Origin of the sequence: Umezawaea sp. Da 62-37, assembly GCF_032460545.1 — a bacterium.
Taxonomy (GTDB): Bacteria; Actinomycetota; Actinomycetes; order Mycobacteriales; family Pseudonocardiaceae; genus Umezawaea.
In genome coordinates, this window is the sequence record NZ_CP135965.1 from 8904497 (window position 1) to 8925169 (window position 20673).

Annotated in this window: 24 protein-coding genes; 9 read left to right on the forward strand and 15 right to left on the reverse strand. The window is 70.5% G+C overall.

From position 1 onward, the window contains the following. Positions 1-900, forward strand: a complete 900-nt coding sequence (locus RM788_RS40500; RefSeq protein WP_315925216.1) for an AraC family transcriptional regulator — start codon at positions 1-3, stop codon at positions 898-900. On the opposite strand, the gene RM788_RS40505 is transcribed toward RM788_RS40500, so the two are convergent. Further along, a complete protein-coding gene (locus tag RM788_RS40505; RefSeq protein ID WP_315925218.1) occupies positions 890-1849 on the reverse strand; it encodes an SDR family NAD(P)-dependent oxidoreductase in 960 nt (319 codons plus the stop codon). The genes RM788_RS40500 and RM788_RS40505 overlap by 11 nt on opposite strands. A gap of 98 nt (positions 1850-1947) precedes the next feature. Between RM788_RS40505 and RM788_RS40510 the strand changes: the two genes are divergently transcribed. Then, positions 1948-2805, forward strand: a complete 858-nt coding sequence (locus RM788_RS40510) for an EamA family transporter (protein ID WP_315925220.1) — start codon at positions 1948-1950, stop codon at positions 2803-2805. 20 nt (positions 2806-2825) lie between these two features. On the opposite strand, the gene RM788_RS40515 is transcribed toward RM788_RS40510, so the two are convergent. After that, on the reverse strand, positions 2826-3596 hold the full coding sequence (locus tag RM788_RS40515) for a class I SAM-dependent methyltransferase (protein ID WP_315925222.1): 771 nt from the start codon (positions 3594-3596) through the stop codon (positions 2826-2828). Positions 3597-3644: 48 nt separating this feature from the next. Here RM788_RS40515 and RM788_RS40520 point away from each other — a divergent pair, with 48 nt between their 5' ends. Together RM788_RS40520 and RM788_RS40525 are read left to right on the forward strand one after the other, a co-directional pair. Further along, positions 3645-4226, forward strand: coding sequence for a TetR/AcrR family transcriptional regulator (locus tag RM788_RS40520; RefSeq protein WP_315925224.1), 582 nt, complete (start codon positions 3645-3647; stop codon positions 4224-4226). A gap of 55 nt (positions 4227-4281) precedes the next feature. After that, a complete protein-coding gene (locus tag RM788_RS40525; protein WP_315925225.1) occupies positions 4282-5415 on the forward strand; it encodes a serine hydrolase domain-containing protein in 1134 nt (377 codons plus the stop codon). A gap of 40 nt (positions 5416-5455) precedes the next feature. On the opposite strand, the gene RM788_RS40530 is transcribed toward RM788_RS40525, so the two are convergent. The 4 genes from RM788_RS40530 to RM788_RS40545 form a co-directional block, all read right to left on the reverse strand. After that, positions 5456-6619, reverse strand: a complete 1164-nt coding sequence (locus tag RM788_RS40530) for a NosD domain-containing protein (RefSeq protein ID WP_315925227.1) — start codon at positions 6617-6619, stop codon at positions 5456-5458. A 402-nt stretch (positions 6620-7021) separates the two neighbouring features. Further along, positions 7022-7429 carry a spore-associated protein A gene (locus RM788_RS40535; protein ID WP_315925229.1) on the reverse strand — a complete coding sequence of 136 codons (408 nt, stop codon included), beginning with the start codon at positions 7427-7429 and terminating at the stop codon, positions 7022-7024. A 98-nt stretch (positions 7430-7527) separates the two neighbouring features. Further along, positions 7528-8508 carry an ArsR/SmtB family transcription factor gene (locus RM788_RS40540; RefSeq protein ID WP_315925231.1) on the reverse strand — a complete coding sequence of 327 codons (981 nt, stop codon included), beginning with the start codon at positions 8506-8508 and terminating at the stop codon, positions 7528-7530. A gap of 172 nt (positions 8509-8680) precedes the next feature. Then, positions 8681-9523, reverse strand: a complete 843-nt coding sequence (locus RM788_RS40545) for an SDR family oxidoreductase (protein WP_315925233.1) — start codon at positions 9521-9523, stop codon at positions 8681-8683. A 100-nt stretch (positions 9524-9623) separates the two neighbouring features. Between RM788_RS40545 and RM788_RS40550 the strand changes: the two genes are divergently transcribed. Further along, the gene (locus tag RM788_RS40550) at positions 9624-10559 is read left to right on the forward strand and encodes an Lrp/AsnC family transcriptional regulator (protein ID WP_315925235.1); all 936 of its coding nucleotides are present in this window, start codon (positions 9624-9626) and stop codon (positions 10557-10559) included. Positions 10560-10621: 62 nt separating this feature from the next. Here the strand turns inward: RM788_RS40550 and RM788_RS40555 are convergent, their stop codons facing one another. Continuing rightward, complete coding sequence (locus RM788_RS40555) at positions 10622-11065, reverse strand: MarR family transcriptional regulator (RefSeq protein WP_315925237.1); 444 nt, start codon at positions 11063-11065, stop codon at positions 10622-10624. A gap of 66 nt (positions 11066-11131) precedes the next feature. Here RM788_RS40555 and RM788_RS40560 point away from each other — a divergent pair, with 66 nt between their 5' ends. From RM788_RS40560 to RM788_RS40570, 3 genes are read left to right on the forward strand one after another with little or no spacing between them, the layout of a single operon-like run. Next, a complete protein-coding gene (locus RM788_RS40560) occupies positions 11132-11686 on the forward strand; it encodes a hypothetical protein (RefSeq protein WP_315925239.1) in 555 nt (184 codons plus the stop codon). An 11-nt stretch (positions 11687-11697) separates the two neighbouring features. Further along, positions 11698-12609, forward strand: a complete 912-nt coding sequence (locus RM788_RS40565) for a helix-turn-helix domain-containing protein (protein ID WP_315925241.1) — start codon at positions 11698-11700, stop codon at positions 12607-12609. Further along, positions 12584-12760 (forward strand): DUF397 domain-containing protein, encoded by a 177-nt coding sequence (locus RM788_RS40570; RefSeq protein ID WP_315925243.1) that lies wholly within the window; start codon positions 12584-12586, stop codon positions 12758-12760. Before RM788_RS40565 ends, RM788_RS40570 begins: the two co-directional genes overlap by 26 nt. Here RM788_RS40570 and RM788_RS40575 read toward each other — a convergent pair. The 3 genes from RM788_RS40575 to RM788_RS40585 are packed head-to-tail and all read right to left on the reverse strand — an operon-like array spanning position 12757 to position 14734. Next, complete coding sequence (locus RM788_RS40575; protein ID WP_315925245.1) at positions 12757-13233, reverse strand: YkvA family protein; 477 nt, start codon at positions 13231-13233, stop codon at positions 12757-12759. The two genes, RM788_RS40570 and RM788_RS40575, sit on opposite strands and share 4 nt — an antisense overlap. A gap of 19 nt (positions 13234-13252) precedes the next feature. After that, on the reverse strand, positions 13253-13462 hold the full coding sequence (locus RM788_RS40580; RefSeq protein WP_315925247.1) for a hypothetical protein: 210 nt from the start codon (positions 13460-13462) through the stop codon (positions 13253-13255). Positions 13463-13498: 36 nt separating this feature from the next. Continuing rightward, complete coding sequence (locus RM788_RS40585; protein ID WP_315925249.1) at positions 13499-14734, reverse strand: glycosyltransferase family protein; 1236 nt, start codon at positions 14732-14734, stop codon at positions 13499-13501. Between the two features lie 327 nt (positions 14735-15061). Between RM788_RS40585 and RM788_RS40590 the strand changes: the two genes are divergently transcribed. Continuing rightward, positions 15062-15493: a tautomerase family protein gene (locus RM788_RS40590; RefSeq protein WP_315925251.1), complete on the forward strand. Its 432-nt coding sequence runs from the start codon at positions 15062-15064 to the stop codon at positions 15491-15493. Between the two features lie 354 nt (positions 15494-15847). Here the strand turns inward: RM788_RS40590 and RM788_RS40595 are convergent, their stop codons facing one another. The 5 genes from RM788_RS40595 to RM788_RS40615 all read right to left on the reverse strand — a co-directional run bounded on the left by RM788_RS40595 (position 15848) and on the right by RM788_RS40615 (position 20542). After that, positions 15848-16417 (reverse strand): TetR/AcrR family transcriptional regulator, encoded by a 570-nt coding sequence (locus RM788_RS40595; RefSeq protein WP_315925253.1) that lies wholly within the window; start codon positions 16415-16417, stop codon positions 15848-15850. A gap of 115 nt (positions 16418-16532) precedes the next feature. Next, positions 16533-18104: an NAD(P)/FAD-dependent oxidoreductase gene (locus RM788_RS40600; RefSeq protein ID WP_315925255.1), complete on the reverse strand. Its 1572-nt coding sequence runs from the start codon at positions 18102-18104 to the stop codon at positions 16533-16535. Positions 18105-18118: 14 nt separating this feature from the next. Then, on the reverse strand, positions 18119-18895 hold the full coding sequence (locus RM788_RS40605) for a ferredoxin (protein ID WP_315925257.1): 777 nt from the start codon (positions 18893-18895) through the stop codon (positions 18119-18121). Between the two features lie 259 nt (positions 18896-19154). After that, complete coding sequence (locus RM788_RS40610; protein WP_315925258.1) at positions 19155-19913, reverse strand: DUF4142 domain-containing protein; 759 nt, start codon at positions 19911-19913, stop codon at positions 19155-19157. 11 nt (positions 19914-19924) lie between these two features. Continuing rightward, on the reverse strand, positions 19925-20542 hold the full coding sequence (locus RM788_RS40615; protein ID WP_315925260.1) for a hypothetical protein: 618 nt from the start codon (positions 20540-20542) through the stop codon (positions 19925-19927). Positions 20543-20673: the final 131 nt, after the last annotated feature.

Below are 20673 nucleotides of genomic sequence, written 5' to 3' on the forward strand. Positions count from 1 at the left end.
GTGGACGTGCTCGCCGAGGTGCTGGAGTCGATGCGGACCGGCCGCCCGTCGTCGGTGCGGACGGACGGCTACGCGCCGTGGGGGCTGGGCGTCAAGGGCTCGGGCTTCCACGTGGTGCTGCACGGCGGCTGCTGGCTCGTGCCGCTGGACGGCACCGCCCCGACCGCGCTGGGCACGGGCGACGTGGTGTTCCTGCTCGAGGGCGGCGGCCACCTGCTCGCCGACGACCCCGCCACCCCGGCGTCGGAGGTCACGGCGAAGTGGCTCAACCCCGGCTCACCGGTGGGCACGCTCGCGTTCGGCGGCGGTGGACCGCGCACCCGGCTGCTGTGCGGCCGCTACCACCTCGACCGGGCCAGGAGACCCCCGCTGCTCGGCACATTGCCCGAGATGATCCTCCTGCGCGCGGGCGGGCACCCGGAGCTGACCGCCGCGGTCGGGCTGCTCGGCTCGGAGCTGGACCGCCCGCGCTGCGGGTCGGAGAGCGTCGTCACGGCCCTGGTCGACTCGCTGCTGCTCTACATCCTGCGCGCCTGGCTGGAGTCCTCGGACGGGTCCTGGGCCTCGGCCCTGCGCGACCCGGCCGTGTCGGCCGCCCTGACCGCCATGCACGACGACCCGGCGGCGCCGTGGACCGTGGAGTCGCTGGCCAGGCGGTCGGGGCTGTCGCGCTCCCCGTTCGCCAAGCGGTTCGCCGCGCTGGTGGGCGAACCGCCGCTGACCTACCTCACCCGGTGGCGGATGTCCGGCGCGGCCAGGCTCCTGCGCGAGTCCGACGTGCCGCTCAGCGCCGTCGCGGGCGGTGCCGGGTACAGCTCGGAGTACGCGTTCGCGAAGGCTTTCAAGCGCGAGTACGGCGTGGCGCCGGGCCGCTACCGGCGCCACGCCGTCACGCCGTAGTGGCCGACCGGCAGTACGCCCACAGCGCCTGCCGGTCGACCTCGGACTCCTTGCCCCACGGCAGGTAGTGCGTCGGACGCACCCGCCGGTCGTGCCAGAACCGCCCCGTGTCCCGCCCCGCCGCGGCCGACGCGGCGAGCCAGACGATCGTGTCCGCGCCCTGCTCCGGCGTGCGCAGGAACGGCTTCGCCAGCTGGTGGAACCTCGGCAACGACGTGCTCACGCCGGGGGTGTCCGCCCAACCGGGGTGCATGCTGTGCACCACCACCGCGTCCGTCTTCAGCTCCTCGGCCCACAGTTCGGCCAGCACGACCTGCATCCGCTTCACCCGCGAGTACGCCTTCGCCCCCGCGAACCCGCCCTCGCGGTACTCCGGGTCGTCCATCCGCAACGGCTGGCTGTACATCCCGCCCGACGACACGAACACCACCCGCCCGTCGGTCGACGCGCGCAGCGCCGGGGACAGCAGGTCGGTCAGCAGGAACGGCCCCAGCACCGCCGTCGCCAGCGCAACCTCGTGCCCCTGGTCGGTCTCCATCCGCCTCGGCGGCAGCACACCGGCGTTGTGCACCAGGACGTCCAACGGCCCGTCGAACCCCTCGGCGAACTTCCGCACGTCGGCCAGGTCGCTGACGTCGCACCGGTCCACGAGCAGCTCGGCGCCGGGCACCCCGGCCAGGATCTCCTCCCGCGCCTTCTCGCCCTTGGCGGTGTCCCGCACCACCAGCCGCACGGCCGCCCCCAGCTCCGCCAGCCCGGCGGCCGCCGCCTTGCCCAGCCCCGAGTTCGCCCCCGTCACCACCGCGACCCGACCGCGCAGCGCGCCGGCGGGCGGGTCGGCGGGCCAGAAGTGCTTGCGCGCGTTGAACCCCACCACCGAGTAGCCGGGCGCGATCGCACGGTCCAGCACGCTGTCCACGACCCCCGCCACCACACCTGTCACCGTCACGGTTCGACGGTAGTTGGCGGGTGGGAGGGTCGCCTGACGAGCGCGAATGCGGTTCCGCCCGCCGGACGGCGATCATGGGACGGGCGAGGGGGTGCGCGGTGTCGGTGACCGTGGTGGTCGTGGTGCTGCTGGCGGCCGTGCTGCACGCGACGTGGAACGCGCTGGCGCACTCCACCGACGACACGCTGGCCGGGTTCGTCCTGCTCAACCTCGGCAGCCTCGCCTGCGCCCTGCCGCTGGTGGTCTTCGCGCCGCCACCCGATCCCGCCGCGTGGCCGTTCATCGCGGCCTCGGTCTGCCTCCAGTCCGCCTACCAGGTGTTCCTGCTCCAAGCCTACCGCCTCGGCGAGTTCGGCCAGGTCTACCCGCTGGCCAGGGGCACCTCGCCGTGGGTCGTGGCGATCCTCTCCGCCACCGTCCTCGGCCACCCGCTGCCACCCGCCCAGTGGGCGGGCGTGCTCGCGCTGTCCCTCGGCCTGGTCGTCCTCACCCTCGCCCACGGCGTGCCCGGCCGCGGCCACCTGCCCGCGCTGGCGGCCGCGTTCGCCACCGGCCTGATGATCGCGGCGTACACCGTCGTCGACGGCACCGGCGTCCGCCACGCGGACACCGTCCTGGGCTACATCGGCTGGGAATTCATGCTCCAGGCCCTACCCTTGCCCCTGTACGCCCTGGCCAGGCACCGCCGCGCCCTGCCGCCCCGACTGCGCGCGGCCGGCGTCCGAGCCCTCGCGGGCGGCGCCCTGTCGGCCATCGCCTACGGCCTGGTCGTCTGGGCCCAGAACCGCGAACCCGCCAACCTGCCCGCCATCGCCGCCTTGCGCGAGACCAGCATCGTGCTCGCCGCCGTGATCGGCACGGTGGTGTTCCACGAGCGCTTCGGACGGGTCCGGCTGGTCGCCAGCGGGTTGGTGGTGGCGGGGATCGTGCTGCTGGAACTGGTGGGACGGGCGTAGCCGCACCGCTCAGGCCGGATTCACACCCGAACCGCGGCCGCCGCCACCGTCGAGTACCGCATCGTGAACCCACCCCCCACCCCGTCGACGGCCTTCCCGACGGCCTCCAGCACTTCCGCCAACTCCTCCGCCGGCAGCCGCGTCAACGCCCCTGTGGTCGGCATCAGGTCCAGCCACTCGTCACGCGTGTACTCCCGCTCCCACTCGTACCTCCACCGCTCCGCCTCCCCGAACCCACCCGCCTCCCGCATCCCGGCTGCGGCCCTGTCGCACATCGTGTCGTAAGCGTCCGTCGCGCTCTTGGGCAGTGCAGCCACCGGCATCACGCGCTGGAACACCGTCGCCATGACGTCGGCCACGACCGCGGGCGGGTCGAAGACGTGCCAGAACGCGACGAGCAGGCCGCCGGGGCGGAGGACCTCCGAGGCGCGGGCGGCTCCCGCGACGGGGTCGACCCAGTGCCACGCCTGGCCGGAGGCGACGACGTCGAAGGTGCGGCCGGCGGCGTCCCAGGTTTCGAACGTCGACACCTCGACGTCGAGGCCGGACCGCCGGGCGAACTCGGCCATGCGGGCGTCCGGTTCGACGCCCAGGACGGCGCAGCCCGCGTCGCGGAGCTGGCGGGCCTCGATGCCGGTGCCGCAGCCGACGTCGAGGACGTCGGCGCCCGCGGCGGCGATCCTGGCGATCAGGGCCTCGGGGTAGGCGGGGCGGGTGCGGTCGTAGCGCTCGGCGTCCGCGCCGAACGACTCGGCGACCTTCCGGTACTGGTGGGGCTCTAGAGTGGGCATGCGCCCACACTAGTGGGCAAGCGCCCACTAGTGGAAGGTGCGACCACGGTGCCCACCGGCGTGCACATCCGGGACGCGCGGCAGCAGCTGTTCGACGCCGCCGAACGCGTCCTGCTCCGCGACGGCCCCAACGGGCTGACCAGCAGGGCCGTCACGACGGAGGCGGACGTCGCCAAGGGCGTGCTGCACCGGCACTTCGCGGACTTCGACGACTTCCTCGCGGAGCTGGTGCGCGACCGCATCGCGCGGATGCGGGTCCAGTCGGCCGACCTGCTGGCCGCGGCGGGCACGCGCACCGTCGCGGACAACCTGGCCGACGCCCTGGCGGACCTGTTCGGCTCGGTCGCCGTGTCGGTCGTCAGCCTGCTGATCTTCCGCGACGAGCTGCGCGCCCGCCTGCGCGCGACCAGCCCCACCGGCCTCCCGCTGCTCACCGAGGCGGCCGCGATGCTCGTCGCCTACCTCACCGCCGAACGCGAGCTCGGCCGGATCGACGCGGACGCCGACGTCGACGTGCTCGCGCCCACCCTCATCGGGTCCGGTCACCTGCTGTTCGCCGACCGCGACAGCGGACGCCCGGAAGCCGCCGACCTCCGCAGGTACGTGACCACGGTGATCGGCGAGCGATGACTTTCCGGGGCGGGGGCAGTCCTACCCCCGACGGCACACGTGAGAGGTGGGACCGATGACGACCCTGCACGACACCCTGGAAGCGCACGTCGGCGACGGGAAGGCGCCCGGCGCGGTGGCCTTGGTGGCCCGCGGCGACCGGCTGGAGGTGGAGGCGGTCGGCGCGGTGGACGTCGAGGGGTCCGCGCCGATGGCGAGGGACTCGATCTTCCGGATCGCCTCGATCACCAAGCCCCTCATCGCCGCCGCCGCGATGGTGCTCGTCGAGGACGGGCGGATCGCGCTGGACGACGAGGTGTCCCGCTGGCTGCCGGAACTCGCGTCGCCCAGCGTGGTCCGCACACCCGACGCCCCCGTGGACGACCTGGTCCCGGCGGCCCGGCCGATCACCCTGGAGGACCTGCTCACGTTCCGCGCGGGCTACGGCTTCCCCGCGGACTTCTCCCTGCCCGCCGTGGCGCTGCTGTTCAGCGAACTGATGCAGGGCCCGCCCGAACCGGGGGAGATCCCGTCGCCGGACGACTGGATGGCGGCCCTTGCCCGCATCCCGCTGCTGCACCAGCCCGGTGAGGCGTTCCTCTACAACACGTGCTCCGACATCCTGGGCGTCCTGCTGGCGAGGGTGTCCGGGTTGCCGTTGCAGGACTTCCTCGCCGAGCGGATTTTCCAGCCGCTGGGCATGGTGGACACCGGGTTCTGGGTGCCCGCGGACAAGCTGGCCCGGTTCACCTCCTCCTACCAGCCCGACGACGACGGCATCAAGCTGGTCGACGCGCCCGACGGGCAGTGGAGCAGCCCGCCCGCCTTCCCGTCCGGCGCCGGGGGAATGGTGTCGACCGTCGACGACTGGCACGCCTTCGGCCGGATGCTGCTGGACGACGGCGGCAAGGTGCTCACCCCGGAATCGGTCCGGCTGATGACCACCGACCACCTGACCCGCGCGCAGCGCGAGAGCGGGGCGATCTTCCTGGAGGGCCAGGGCTGGGGTTACGGCGGCTCGGTCGACGTCGACCGCACCGACCCGTGGAACGTGCCGGGGCGGTACGGCTGGGTCGGCGGCACCGGCACGACGGCGCACGTCACCCCGTCCACCGGAACGGTCGCGATCATGATGACCCAACTCGCCATGACCTCCCCGACCCCGCCCGCGGTCATGCGCGCCTTCTGGAGCTACGCCGGGGCCCGGTAGTTCCCGACGAAGCGGTCGGAGGTGTCGCGCGGTGGCAGTACTACGTGCACGTGACGCCGAGGCAGCCCGAGGGGTCGCCGGAGGAGGTGTTGCCACCGCCGTCCACCACCGAGCCGGGAACCGCCTCGATGCCGTGGTCGGCGTTTCCCCTGGTGATGTTCCCGGTGATCTCCACGGGGGCTCCCACGGGGACGTTCACGTGGATCCCGTCGTCGATCGGGCGGCCCGCGCTGTCGACCCGACCACCGGACGCCTTCCCGTTCGACCTCAGGGTGTTCCCCGCGATCCGCACCCAGTAGGGGCCGTAGTACGAGGAGGACTCCAGGAGGATCCCGGCGACCGCGTTGTCGACGAACGTGTTCTCGGAGATCGTGATCCCGTCCTCCAGGCCGGCGACCGTGTCGGACGCGTCCACTCCGATCCGGTTTCCGGTGAACCTGTTCCCCGTGATGCGGAGGTTGACGGATGAACTCGGCTGCTGGACGAACACGGCGCGATCGCCGTTGCTGAAGCGGTTGTCGACGATCGTGGTGTTTCGGGACGCGTTCAACAGTTTGACGTATCCCTGGTTGAAGACATTGCCGGACACCGTCAGGTAATCCGCCTCGCGCAGGCTTATCCCCGACCTGACGAATTTGCTCCCCGTCAGTGAACCGTTGTTGGCGTTCGTCGAGTAGGTTATCGAACTGTCGATGAAGGTGGAGCCGGAAATGACCGGCGACCGGCTGGAGGACTTGAGTTCGAGTCCGGCCTGGTTGAACGTGGTGCCGGTGACGGTCAGTCCGGATGACGTGTTGATGTCCACCACACCGCGGCGCATCGTGCAGTCGGTCAGCTTGAGGTTGGTGCTGCTCTCCACGGTCTGGACGTTGTGGACGTTGTCGGTGGCGGTCACGTCGACCAGTTCACCGTTGATCGACCCCGCGAAGAACGCTCCGCGGTCGAAGTTCGAGATCCTGCCGTTCCGAACGCGGACACCGGCCTGTCCGGCCACGTAGACGCCTGCACCGGTCCCGGATCCGGTGATGCTGTGGCCGTTGAGGTCCAGGACGACGCCACCGGCCTTGACGACGAGGGCGGTGCCCGTGCAGCGGAGGTTGGCGGAAAGCGTGATGTCGGAGGTGACCGTGTCGCCGCACCGAACCGGAGACGGCACCGCGACGGCGGTGGTCACGGGGCCTGCCACGAGGAAGGCGGTGGCCACCAGAACGGTCGCGCGATGACGAACGCCGCCGAATTGCGGGATCGATCGGACACCACTTGTCGGGATGAATCGTGGAACACGCATCGGTCACGTCCCCGTCTTGACCCGCTCGCGCAAGAAGAATCGTTCCCCGCGCGTGATCGAGGGTCCTTCGGTCTACCCGTCACCTGGTTGACGAGAGGAGTATCCGGTACATCGTCATGCCGGCTGCGGTGTTACCCCGTAATCGCTCAACGGCATTAGCCTCATAAGATCCGGAAAGGTGAGCGGGTGCATTGCCCCGAATGGGGTGGAAATAGCATCCCGCGATGAGCCGTTCCAGGTGACGGTTGTGGCGCTGGGTGACCGCCGGTGTTCTCGGCACCGGTAGGAGACAGCGGCGTTCCGGGACGAGCCGCAGGGCTAGCGAGAGCAGTTCGTGCCGTACACGTCGATGTCGGAGCCGTTGATGCCGCCGCCCCAGTCGACGCACTCGCCCGGCGCCGAGCGGTAGACCGGGCCCGCGTACGTGGTGTAGTCGCCGTTGTCGTACACCCATCCGGGATCGCTCGACCTCGACACCCTGGCCCCCATGGGGAGCTTGGCGCCAGGGCTGTTGCGGACCGTGACAACGCAGTTGTACCCGGTACTGGCGTTGTAGGTGAGGAACACCGTGCCGCCGACGACGGCACGGCTGTTGACCACGGAATAGCCGCTGCCGCACATGCCGTTGTAGGTGGCGGCGGAGGCGACGCCGGGAGCGAGCAGCGCGGTGCCGAGCAGCAATCCGCCGATCGTGATCGCGGCCGAAGCCGCCTTCGTGGGTGTCATCGTCGATGCCCTTCGTGAGTCGTTTGTCCACCTGGGGTAATTAGACGAGCACGTAGGGCGACGGACAACCTTTTCGGTCCAGCGCCGAACAGTGGGGATCAGCCCGTGTGCTCGCCCAGCAGGTCGACTCCTAGGCGCGTGAGCCGATGCCGCACTGAGCGCCCGGTGCGCTCGGTGACGACCAAGCCCGCGCGGCGGAGGGTCGTGGCGTGCTCGGAGGCCGTCGAGGGGCTGACGCCGAGGTGCCGGGCGAGGTCGCCGGTTCCGCAGCCGGTACCGATGGCGCGCAGGGCGGTGGCGCGGGCTCGGCCGACGAGGGCGTCCAGCGACGGCGACGGATCCGCGGCGCTGCCCGCCCAAAGCCGGTGGAGGTCGGCGGCGGGGTAGACCAGGGCGGGTTGCTGCCAGTGGTTGAGCACCCAGGCGACGGAGTGGTGGCCGAAAGCCGAGGGGACGAGCAGGAGCCCGCGGCCCGCCAGGTCGAAGTCCTTGGCGCGGCAGCCGTGCAGCGTCAGCACCGGGGACTCCCAGGTCAGCCTGGGATGCAGGGTGGCCAGCGCGTGCTCGACGCCGTGCGTGGCCATGAGCATCGCGCGTCGTGTGACGTCGGCCTCCAGGTGCGCGCGGATCGCCCGCCACTCGCCGCCGAACAGCAGGTCGTGGTAGTCGCGGACCGCGCCGGCCAGCCGCCGCCGCGCCGGGCTGTTGGCCGAGCCCAGCACGTCGACCAGTCGCGCGCTCAGGTCGCGCCTGGCCAGCGTGCCGAAGTCCGCGACGACCGCACTCTCGGACGCCGAGACCAGGCCGTCCAGTTCGTCGTCCAACCGCCACGGCGCTCCGGGTACGAACGTGTCGGGCGTCAGCAGGTCCGGGTAGTAGTGCTCGTCGGCGTTCACCAGTGGAAGCAGGGTGCTCAGCGAACCGGGCGCGCGGGTGACCACGCGCCGCTGCCACTGCTTCAGGAAGGGGTCTCGGCGCGGGCACTCGCCCGTGCAGGAACTCCGCACGATCTGCGCGACGGCGGACACCGCGAAGCGCACCCGACCCAGGTCCGCAGGGCTGAAGGTGAGGCGCAGCACGACTGATCACCCCCATCTGCCGCTCGGTGACGCGGTCCCCTTCCATGGGTACCCGGCTGGGTGCCCGTGGAAGGGCCAGGTGGTCGGCCTTCACCGCAACGGGCTACCGCGTACCCCTGGAAGTGCGGGAAGGCGCCGTCCGTCGAGTACCGGCGGTTCCTTGGCGCCCGGATCACGCCGTCGCGCCGCCGAACTCCGCCGCGTGCTCCTCCGCCCACCGCGCGAACGTCAGCGGCGGACGGCCGAGCACCCGCAGGGCCGTGTCGGTGGTGGGCGATCCGCCTCGGGTCGCCTCCACGACGAACCGGACGATCGACGCCGCGATCTCGACGGGCATGAAGCGGGCGAACTGCTCGGTGGCCTGCGACTCGGTCAGCTCCTCCACCCTGATCGGCAGCCCGACGGCCTCGGCCACCAGTTCGACCTGCCGCCGCTGCGTCAACGGCTCCGGCCCGGTCAGCAGTTCGTCGACCCCGTCCTTCCCGGCCAGCGCCGCGACGGCGACCGAAGCCACGTCCCGCTCGTGCACCGGCGCCATGACGGCCTCGGGGTGCAGCAGCCGCACGACACCCTCGTCGCGGATCGACCAGGCCCAGTTCAGCGCGTTGTTGGCCAGCACGAGCGGGCGGACGGGAGTCCACCGCAGCCCGGACCCGGTGAGCACCCGTTCGACCGCGCGGTGCTCCTCGGTGCTCGCGTTCCCGGCCGTGTGCGGCAGCAGCACGCTCCCCGACGACATCACCACGACGTGCTCGACGCCGGCCTTCACCGCCGCGACGGCGAAGTCCTCCATCCCGGACGGGGTCGCGTACAGGAACACCGACCGCACCCCGTCGAGCGCCGGGCCGAGCGTGTCGGGTTTCGCCAGGTCGGCGGCGACCACCGGCACGGTCGCCGGGAAGTCGGTCGGGACTGGGTTCCGGACGGACGCGCGCACCGGTTCACCAGCCTCGACGAGCTGGTCCAGCACGTGCCTTCCGACGCTCCCGCGCGCCCCGATCACCAATGTGGTCATGTTGTCCTCCTCAGGTCGACCACCCCAGACTCCGGCTGGACGGCCGACAGGCACATCCACCACGGCGAAATCGGCGCAAGTCGACAGAAGGGGGCCCGCTGTGGCGGTTCTCGACGAACTGGACCTGAAGATCGTCCACGCCCTCCAGCTCGACGGCCGCGCCCCGTTCAACCGCGTCGCGGAAGTCCTGGACGTCTCCGACCAGACCGTCGCCCGCCGGTACGCGCGGTTGAGGTCGGAGCACGGCATCCGCGTCGTCGGCTCCACCGATCCGGCCCTGCTGGGTGAGACGTCGTGGTTCGTCCGGGTCAAATGCCTCCCGCACGACGCCCTCGCCGTCGCGAAAGCGTTGGCGCGCAGGCCCGAGACCTCCTGGGTGAAGCTCGTGTCCGGTGGCACGGAGATCGTCTGCGTCGTCCGCGGCCGCCCCGACGAGGACGCGCCCGCCGTCCTGCTCGACCACCTCCCGCGCACCCGCCGCGTCGTGGACGTCACCGCCAACTGCGTCCTGCACGTCTTCTTCGGCGGCCCGCGAAGCGTTGTCGACGTCCTGTCACCCGCCCAGGTCGCCGCCCTCACCCCTCACGTCGAGCCCGGCCGCCGGGTCGTGCTCGACGACGCCGACCTCCTGCTGCTCGCGATCCTCCGCCGCGACGGCCGGACCCGCGTGTCCGCGATCCACACCGAAACCGGCCTGCCGCCGACCACGATCCGCCGCCGCGTCGAGGAGCTGCGGGTCAGCGGTGCCCTCTACTTCGACGTCGACCTCGACTACGGCCTGCTGCCCACCGGGATGCAGACGCTGCTCTGGCTTTCCGCCGCCCCGGAACGACTTGTGGCCGCCGGCCAAGCCCTGGCCGCCCATCCGGAGGTCCCGTTCGCCGCCGCCACGACCGGTGCCACCAACCTCTACGCCAGCGTCCTGTCCGCCGACCCGGCGGCCCTGTTCACCTACCTCACGACCCGCGTCGCCGACCTGCCCGCGACCCGCGTCGCGGAGACCGCCCCGGTGTTGAGGAGTGTCAAAGGTCTTTAGGCCGCGGCTTCTGTCAGACCGCCGCGGCGCACTGCTCGGCCGTGGGTGAACCGGACGGCGGGCTACCGGCGTTCGGTCAGCCTCGCGGTCTGCTCGCGCAGGATCCCGATGGTGCGCACGACGTAGTCGCCGATCACCGCCTGCTCGGCGGCGGTGTACCGGCCGACCATCTTCCCCATGGCGGCGGCGAGTTCGTCGAAGAGTCCACTGTGGGCACTGATGCCGGACTCCGTGCTGTCGACCAGGACCCGCCTGCGGTCGTTCGGATCCACCTCGCGCCGCACCAGCCCCGCCGCCTCCAGCCGATCGATCATCCCGGTCACCGCGCCGGGGGTGAGGCCGATCTCCTTGGCCAGCGCGCCCGCGGGCAGGGGGCCGCCGCGGATCAGCGCGAGCGCGCGCTGGTCGCCCGCGCTGACGCCGAGGTGCTGCCCCACCGCCTCGTGGAACATCACCACCGCCGTGCTCAGCTCGCGCCCGAGGTCGGCGCCCCGATCCTTCGCCATGTCCGGCACTTTACCTCCGGAGATATTTTAGTATAGTGAACTAAAACAATCTGAGGGGAGACGGACATGGGGCGGACGAGAAGATGGCGGGCCGAAGCGCGACTGGCGCTGGAGGTGCCGACGTGGACGGGCCGGTTCTACCTCCGGCACGTGGTCCTGATCGTCGGGGTCTCGCTGATCCCGTCGGTCCAGCGGTTGGCCGTGGTGAACCCGGACGTCCACCTCCCGGCGCCGATCGTCCTGGCGTCGGAGGTCGTGGTGATGGCGATCCGGATCGCACTGGTCGTCGTGGTCTGGCGGATCGCGACGCGCGGGGTAGGAGTGCGAAGTTGGGCGAACGCCCGCGCCTTCGCCCGCGAGCACTGGCGCGCCCTGGTGGTGCAGTCCGGGTTCCTCGGGGTGGCGTTCCTGGTGTTCGACGTCGGCGCGGAAGCCCTGGTGGGACGGGAAAACCTGGCGTTGCTGCTGTTCGTGAAGAACCCGACGATCATCGCGCTGACGATGGTCTGGTGGGTCGGCGTGCTCAAGCAGATGATGACCACCGGTCATGACGTGTTCGCAGGTGATCCCTTGGAGTGGAAAACCAGGCCCAGCAACGATTCCGAGGCCGCGAGGCGGTAGCTTCGGATGTCATGGACGCAGACCTGGACACCGGACACTGCGCACGGCTGACCACCGCGCGCAGCAGGGAACTGGGCCAGGAACTCCACCTGGCCCGCAAGCGCGCCAACCTCAAGGCGACGGCGGTCGCCGAGGAGTTGGGGTGGTCGGCCGGGAAGCTATCCAAGCTGGAGAACGGTTGGCGCACAACCACTTCCTGGGACTACGGCGCGCTGCTGGGCAAGCTGGGTGCGGATCACAAGACCAGGGAACGCATCCAGCGCATAGCGTCCGAACAGGACATCGGCCACTTCCTCCGCGCGCACGACGGCCGCCTGTCGGACAACTTGCTGTGCTTGATGATCCACGAGCGGGCAGCCTTGACCATGTGCAAGTACGAGCCGATGCTCATACCAGGGCTGCTGCAGACCGAGGGGTACGCAAGGAAGGTGATCGACCCGGATGGTGTCCGCGGGCCCGAGGTGCGGGACTTCGACCTCGCTACTCGGATGGAGCGCCAATCGGTCCTCGGTGGGCCCAAGTCGCCCGAGGCGGTCTTCTACATCCATGAGATCGCCCTGCGGACTGTCATCGGCAGCAGCCGGATCATGCACGACCAGATGATGCGGCTGGCCTTCATGTGCGAGTGGTCGCGCTTGGCTCCTCGGGTGATCCCGATGTCCAGGGCCGGTCACCCTGCCTTGGTGCACTCTTTCAACCTGATGACCTTCGCCAAGCCGGTCAAACCAGTTGCCTACAGCGAGACGGACGTGGTTACCGTCTTCACCGAGGATGAGCTGGAGATCGGGGTCTACCAGCACAAGCAGAAGGCACTCGCAGGTCTTGCGCTGGATGCGGGACAATCGAGGTCGGTGTTTGCCCACTGGGCGAGCATCTACGACCGTCGAGAGGACCGCGATGACCAAGGCCCTGACCTGGCGTAAGAGCAGCTACAGCGGTGAAGGCCAGAGCGACTGCGTCGAGATCGCCCACAGTCAGTCTGAAGTGCTGGTGCGGGACTCGAAGAACACCGCCGGGCCTGCGCTCGCGTTCCCGGCGGTCCAGTGGCAAACCTTCCTCGCCACCTTGGACTAGCGGGCGGGCGGGAGGTTCTTCCGGTCGCGTTCGTAGTTCAGGTACATCCCGGCGGCGGCCGACACGCTGGTGAGCAGCCACACGGCGACACCGGCGTCGTCGGTGACGCCGATGATGGGCAGGAACTCCGGCAGGATGTCGATCGGCGACACCAGGTACAGCAGCGCGAACCCCCACAGGGCCATGCGGCCCTTGGGCAGTCCGGCGTAGCCCTCCTTGCTGCGCGCGGCCCTGAGCAACCTCGGGAGGGCGCGGGCGCGTTCGAAGACGTTGCCGACGGGCTCGGGTTCGCCCCTGGCGGCGCGGCGGCGGCGGGCCTGCGCCTTCCGGAGGAACCCGAGACCGATCGACAGCGCCCCCACCACGAGCAGCGTGATGCCGACCGTGGTGGGGGCGATGCCGCCGATGTCGGCGTCGCGGAAGACCAGCGTCAACAACGCCAGGAGAACCAGCAGACCGCCGAAGAAGACCATGGGTCAACTTTAGGGGTTCTCAGCTCCGTCCGTCGTTTACGGCGATCAGCGTCAGGGCGGCGGCGCACACCAGGCACGACGCCGCCGTGACGCTGCGCCAGAGGGCCGAGTCGCCGACGGCGAGCCAGCCGTTCCAGACGGCCAGGACCAGGAAGACCACCGCCAACGTGATCAGTGCTTTGGGCAGGCGGGGGCGCCCCGTGCTCGGCAGGTCGCCGCGTCGGCTCATGCACTACAAAGCGCTTCAGGGCCGCCGGGCGTTACGTCAGGCGGGAACACTCCAGCCAAGGGGCTGTTCGGACTCGTCGTTGTAGCCCACCCAGTGGTTCTCGTGGAAGAGGGAGTGCTCCGCCGTTCGGTCGAGCGCGATGTCCCGCGACCCCAGCGCCCGAACGGTCTCGGTCGCCTGCCGGTCCAGCAGCACGTCGATCTGCGGGCCGTCCAGCTCCTCGATCTCCTCCCAGAACGTCAGCACCCGGTTCACGTACAGCGACACCAGGTGGTCACGGGTCGTCTCCAGCCCGCCGCGGGCGACACCGGCCACGGCGTCGGCCAGCAGCTCCGGCCACTCGTCCGTGCCGACCCGCAGGCCCCAAGGCGCCGTCCGGAGGTCGCGCGCGGACGGGAAGACCTCGCACACCTCCGTCCAGTGGTCACCGAGGTAGCGGCCGACCGAACGGGTCACGTGCGCGACCACGACCGGATCGGGCCGCACGGAGGCGCTGTCGATCGCGGCGCGGGTCACCGGTTCGCGCGGGGCGGGCGGGCGCACCCCCTCGGTGGTCAGCAGGACGTGGAACAGCGAGTCGAGCACCTGCTGGGGCAGCCGCAGGATCTTCGGGAACGGCGAGTTGTGCAGCTTGCGGCCCAGCGGGACCTCGACCACCCGCAGGTTCTCCCGCAGCGCGTTGGCGGTCAGCCACACGTCGATGCCGTACAGGTACGAGCTGGCGGGGCGGGCCCAGGTGCGGGCGCGTTCGACGAACGCCCGGTTGAACGCGAACTCGCCGCCGATGGGCTGCTGCACGTGGACCCCGTACACCGCGGCCAGCAGCGGGCTGGCGAGGTGGTTCGTGGTGTTGGCCTCGAACCTGTTGCGCCGGTAGGCGGGCACCGCGATGGCGGGTTCCTGGCCGTCCACGGCGCAGGCCAACCGGTCGATCCACTCGGGTTCGGTGGACCGCACGTCCGCGTCGAGCAGCAGCACCCGGTCCGCGTCCAGCCGTGCGCCCTGGTCCAGGATCTCGAACACGTTGGTGCCCTTGCCGGTGCCGATCCCGCCGGACCGCACGACCACCTTGTCCACCACCAGGTCGGTGTCCTCGAAGCGCTCGGCCGTCCCGTCCGTGCTGCCGTTCTCGGCCAGCACCACCACGTTCCTGCCGTCGGGGAACGCGGTGCGCAAACCCGCGTCCGCGGCGCGGGCCACGGCGGCGACGGTGGTCGCCTCGTTGCGCGCGGGGATCCCCACGACGGTGACACCGGTCCTGTTCGTCGGCATTGGCACCACAACTCCCCGAGGTCGTTCGCCTGTTCGGCGGCAAGTCTTCCCCGGAATGCTGAGGACCGGTCATTACCCCAACAGGTCGGACAGGTGAACAGTGCCGGCACCGGGGAGGTCCGCCGACACGTCCTTGTCATGAGATCACCTGCTGCTGGTCGGTCGTCGAGGTGGTGCGGTTGGGCGCGGTCGCTATGTGGGCATACATGGTGGTGGGGTCGTTGCGTGCCCTTTGGGCAGGGAAGTGTGTCCGTGGGGATTATGTAGGTCGTCATAGTCGGGCCTACAGTGTGGACGGTCGGGATCCCATCGAACAGAGCAGTGGCCATGCCCATGATCGACGTTTACGCGCCTGTCGACCTCTTTCCCGCGGATGCGGATGAGGTGCTTGGCGCCCAGCTCACCCGCGCGGTCCTGCGGGCTGAAGGGGTCGCGAACCCCGGTGCGTTCCACCTGGACAACACGGCGGCGTTCATCCATCGGCTTCCTGTGACGGCGGTCAGCACGGCGAACACCCCGTCGGCGCGGACTGTGCGGGTGCAGATCGTCACGCCGCCCGGGTCGCTGGATCGTGAGGGTCAGCGGCGGATCGTCAAGGAGGCCACGGAGATCGTGGCTGGTGTTGCGGGTGATCCTGGGCTTGTGGGGCGGACCTGGGTGATTCTCACCGAGGCTGCCGAGGGTGGGTGGGGGTTGGGTGGTATGGCGTTCGGGGTGGAGGAGTTCGGGGCGTTGGCCAAGGCTGCGGCTAGCCGCTGAGCTTGTTCGCTGCGCCGGGTCGGTGGGTGCGGGGTGCGGGGTGGGTTGGGTTTAGGGCGGCTGCACCCGGTCGCCGAGTGTTCTGGCCTTGCCACAGCTTGTCAAGACGGGAAAGATGTCTTGACAAGCTGTGGCAAGCCCAGAGCGGCTTTGTATCGGGTGCAGGGGTGGGTCTGGCGACGCCAGCATCGGGCTGCGCCCGACAGGGCACCTCGCTGCGCGTCGGTAGGGCGGTGGGCGCTCCGCGCCGGATGCGGGGGAGCGGCTGCGCCGATGGGGCATCGTGGCTTTGGCCTGGGTGCGTCTGTGGCGGGTTGGCTCTGGGCTGGGTGCGTTCGGCGGCAAGGCCTGGCTCTAGGGCTGGTTCTGGGTGGTGAGTGTAGTTGCCAGGGTGGTCATCTGGTCTGCCATGAGGTCGAAGGGTTCGATGCTGCGTTCTGCTCTGCACAGGACGACTGCGCCCTCGCTGGCGGCGATCAGGGTGGCGGCGAAGGACTTGGCGTCGGTGGTGGTGAGGCCGCCCTGTTCGAGCAGCACCGCCATGCGGTCGCGCCAGGTGCGGAAGATGGTGCCTGCCTGGGTGATCAGTTCGTCGGAGTCGGTGGCGACGGTGACGGCTACCACGGCGCAGCCCGCGCGGTTGCGGGAGCGGGTCAGGACGGTGCGCCACATGCGGAGGAAGTCGGCCGTGATCTTGGTGGCGGGTTCGCCCGCGTTCTTCTCCAGGAGCGCTGTGGCGTGTTCGTCGGCGAGTGCGATGGCGGCGGCGACCATCTCGTCCTTGCCGCCGGGGAAGTGGTGGTAGACGGAGCCGCGGGGGGAGTCCGTCAGTTCGAGGACCTCGGCGAACGAGGTGGCCTGGAGGCCGCGGCGGGCGAGCAGGCGGAGTGCGCCCTCGACCATGCGCTGCCGGACGCTGCCCATGACACCCAACCCCGCCGCTCTGCTTCCGATTTGCCACAACGAGTGTAGGCACAGCGAAAAGCCGGGTGCTGTGTGGACGTCCACACAGCACCCGGCTTCCCTCGACGAGCTGCTGCTACCTGGGTGGGCGGGCGCCGCTGCGGCCGCCGCCACCGCCGGAGCGGACCAGCAGCCTGGGTTGGCCGCCGGACCTGGAGCGGATGGTCGGGCCCTGGCTGCGGGTGGGGAGGAAGGCTTCGGCCATCGCGGCCTCCAGCTCCCGTTCCTGGGCCGGGTCGACGTCGATCTCCGGTTCGAACTGGGCGGCGGCCGGAGCCTGGTACTGGGGCTCGGACTGCTGCGGTGCGTACCGGGTCTGCTCGGCAGCGGGCGGAGGGGCGTAGCGGGTCTGCTCGGCCGCCGGCTGCGGCGCGTAGCGGGTCTGCTCCTCGGCGACGGGCTGCTGCACGGGCGGGGTGATCGGGACCTGCTGCTCCTGCGCGACCTGCGGCTGGGGCGCGAACTGCGTGCGTTCCGGCCGGGTGATGCCGTTCTGCTTGAACAGCTGCGGCGACAGGCGGATCAGGGCGCCGGGGGAGTCGAGGGCGACCATGGCGACGAGCTTGCCGTCCTTGATGAACCCGGTGATCGTCCGGTGGTCGCCGGTCGGCTGCGACAGCGTGGTCGTGTCCGTGGCGAGCGACGCGAGACCAGCGCCCTGGATGCGCATGCCGTACTGCTCGGTCCAGAAGCGCGGCACCGGCGTGTAGGGGCGGGAGCTGTCCCGGCCCACCAGCAGGTTCTCCGCGGCCGCGCGGCCCATCTCCACGGCGTTGAGCCAGTGCTCGACGCGGCGCTGCACACCGCCGAACCGCAGGTTGGGCCAGCGGGCGACGTCACCGGCGGCGACGATGTCCGTGCCGCCGACCACGTGGGTGCTGGGCTCGCACATGAGCCCGTCCTCCAGCACGAGGCCGGAACCGCGCAGCCACGACACCGAGGGCACCGAGCCGACCGCGAGCACGACGACGGCGGCGAACAGCACCTGGCCGTCGGACAGGTGGATCGCGATGCCGTTGGCCTGGCGCATCCAGTGCAGGATCTTCACGCCCAGCGCCAGCCGCGTGCCCTTGGCGCGGTGCGTGTCGGTGACGTAGTCGCCGATCACCTTGCCCGTCGCGCCGCCCAGCAGCGTGTTGCTGCGGTTGATGATCGCCACGTCGCGGCCCATGCCGCGCACCGAGGCGGCGATCTCGCAACCGATCAGTCCACCGCCGATGACGACGACGAGGCCCTGCGTGGTCGCGATCGAGTTGCGGATCGCGATGGCGTCGTCGACGGTCCGCAGCACGTGCACGCGCTCGTCCTGGCGGGGAGCACCGGGCATGTGCCTGGACTCCACCCCCGTCGCGATGATCAGGCCGTCGTAGCGGACCTCTTCCCCGCCGGGGAGACCCACCATGCGCCTGCCGGTGTCCAACGACTCGGCGGGCACTCCCAGCCGCCAGGTCGCGCCCATCTCGTCGCTGATCTTGAAACCCAGCTCACGGGGGTTGAGCTCGCCCGTGATGACTTCCTTGGACAGCGCCGGTCGGTGGTACGGCTTGTGCCGCTCGGCCGACAGGATCATCAGCTCGCCGTTGAAACCCAGTTCGCGCAAGCGCTCCCCGGCCCGCAGCCCCGCCAGGCCACCGCCAACGATGACCACCCGTTCCTCCGCCTTCACCGCACACGCTCCCGCAGTTCGATCGCCCGCATTGGGCAGGACCTGGCCGCCGTGCGGACCTTCGCGAACAGCTCGGGCGAAGGCCTGCGCTCGTAGGTCAGCCTGTTGTCCTCGATGAGTTGGAACACTTCCGGTGCCTCGGCCTGGCAGACGCCGTACCTGTGGCACCGGTGGTTGTCGACGCTGACATCCATGGCGTTCCCGCCGCCGGTCGGCTCGGGCTCGAAGCCCGGCTCGGGCTCCATCATCCCGAGTCGCATGAGGATCTCCGACGGGAGGAAGCGCGCGATGGCGATCGTAGCGGTCGGGATCAGGATCGTCAGCCCCGCGAGCCAGAGGATCGCCAGGTTTCCGTTGGCGACGGCTCCGAACCAGGAGTGGACGATCGTGATCGTGACGGCGACGTAGGCCATCTGGTGGAACCGCAACCACTTGCGGTACAGGGCCTTCTTGCGAAGACCGACCGTGAAGGCGATGGCGATCATCAGCTCGAGCCCGACGATGCCGAGCGCGTGCCGGAACAGCCCGCCGTTCACGAAGGGGAAGAGGATCTTGATCAGGCCGAAGTCGATGGTCTTCAGCATGGTGAAGCAGAAGGCGTGGAGGCTGCCGAACGCCAGCGCGAGGGTCGCGAGCACCATGTGGGTGTTGCGCAGCCCTTGCGTGCCGGTGATCTTGTGGGCCCAGCCGGTGGCGATGAGGACGCCCCAGGCGAGGGTCGCGCACATGGTCGCGTAGGCAAGACGCGCCGAGAGCTGAGCAACGCTCTTCACTCCGGCGTCTTGGTCGGCGCTTGCCTGAGCGAGCAGGAGCGGGACCTGGTTGAACACGTGGAACCTCCGAGAAAACGGCGGGGTGGAGACAACTCGGGGGACGGGGGGCGGTACCCGTCCGCCCTGGCGTGCAGGAGTGTTCACGCCAGGACGGGCGGGCGGGTGGAACCAGTTCCGCGATGGAAGTCGTCGTGTCCTCTCGGACCACCTCCCTCCTCGTTCGCGGGGAGCCGGGGTTCGCACCCCGGCACGGCTTCGGTCACTTCACCGAATGCTTGGGCTTCGTCATGCGCAGCAGGGCGACCGTGACGACCGCTCCCACCAGGACGATGAGGCCGATCATCAGCGGACTGGGACCGTCGGCGGGCAGCAGCCCGCCGAGGAACCCCGACCGCGCGGCCAGAGCCGGATCGCCGCCGTTGGGGCCCATGCCCGCCATGCCACCGGCGGGGACCGGGTCGGCCAGTCCCTGCGCGTTGACGAGGTTGGTGCTCTCCAGCAGCGTCATGTGCTTCTGCACGATGTTGTTGGAGATCTGGGCGAACTCCCGGATGGCGTCGTTGCCCGTGCCGGCTCGAACCTTAGCGATAGCACTGAACACTTGGCCATGGGCCGCGCGCAAGCGGTTCGCGAAGGTCTGGTCGAAGGCCGCGCCGTTGAGGCCGCGGAGCTCGTCCATCCACGACTGCTGGTTGGGGTTGGCCACCGACGGCAGCGGCACGCCCATCTGCTCGGCCAGCTTCGCCACGCGCTGGTCGAGGAACTGGTGGTCGCTCGCCAGTTGCGCGCCGACCTCCTTGACCCGCGGGGCCTCGGCGCGGGTCTGCGCCTCCTCGCCCATCGGGCCTTCCCACAGTCCTGCCTGGCGGACCTTGACGAGCAGGTCCTTGTCGGACTCGGTGATGATCCCGAGCGGGGTCCGCTGACCGGGCTCGTCGGCGGTCGCGGTGCCGGTCACGGCCACCGCGAACAGGAACTGGAGTGCTACCAGCACGGCGAGGAAGCGCTTGGGGGACACGGGTCGGCGCCTCAGTAGCCTTCGGTGCCGGAGGTCGGCGTCGCGGCGCCCGCGACGACGGACTGGGCCTTCGCGCCCTCGGGGGTGATGACCCACCAGGTGCCGCCCTTGCCCTGTCCACCGGTCCGGCTCGGGGCCTTGTCGCCGGTGAACCGGTAGAGCGGCCACCCGGCGAGGGTGGCCTGCTTCGTCCCGTCGGCCCGGACGACCTCGCCCACCATCGTCGGGTCCACGCCGGTGACCATCGTGTGCGAGCTGGAGGGGACCGGGGTCCACGTCTTCGCGCAGTCGCCCTCGCAGGCGGACTTCGGGGGCTTCGCGGTGTCCTTGTCGTAGCGGTAGAGCGCGTAGCCGTCCCGGTCGGCGACGAACCAGCCGACGTCCTTGGACTCGGTGGCCGAGAGCTGGAGCGTGGGCTCGCCGCCCGCGCCGCCCTTCTGCTCGGGCTGCGCCGCGTCGCCCGCGCCCGCCACGGCGGCGTTGCCGCTGCCGTTGTCCGCCGCGCTGTAGGCGGGGTCGTCGGTCGCGGGGCCACCGCTGGCGGTGGGCACTGCGCACGCGCTGGCGAGCACGAGGGCGGCGGCTGCGGTAACGAGCAGCAGCGACCGCCTGGCATGTCGGCTTCGCATCACGCGGGTCCCTTCTCTCCTGTCGTGATCCGCCGATCGGCCTAATGAGCTGGAGGTGCCCCCAGGCCAATGTGGCGGATACAGAGGAGTACGGTCCGGCCTGGATGAAGGTTCACAAACGATTCGAAAAC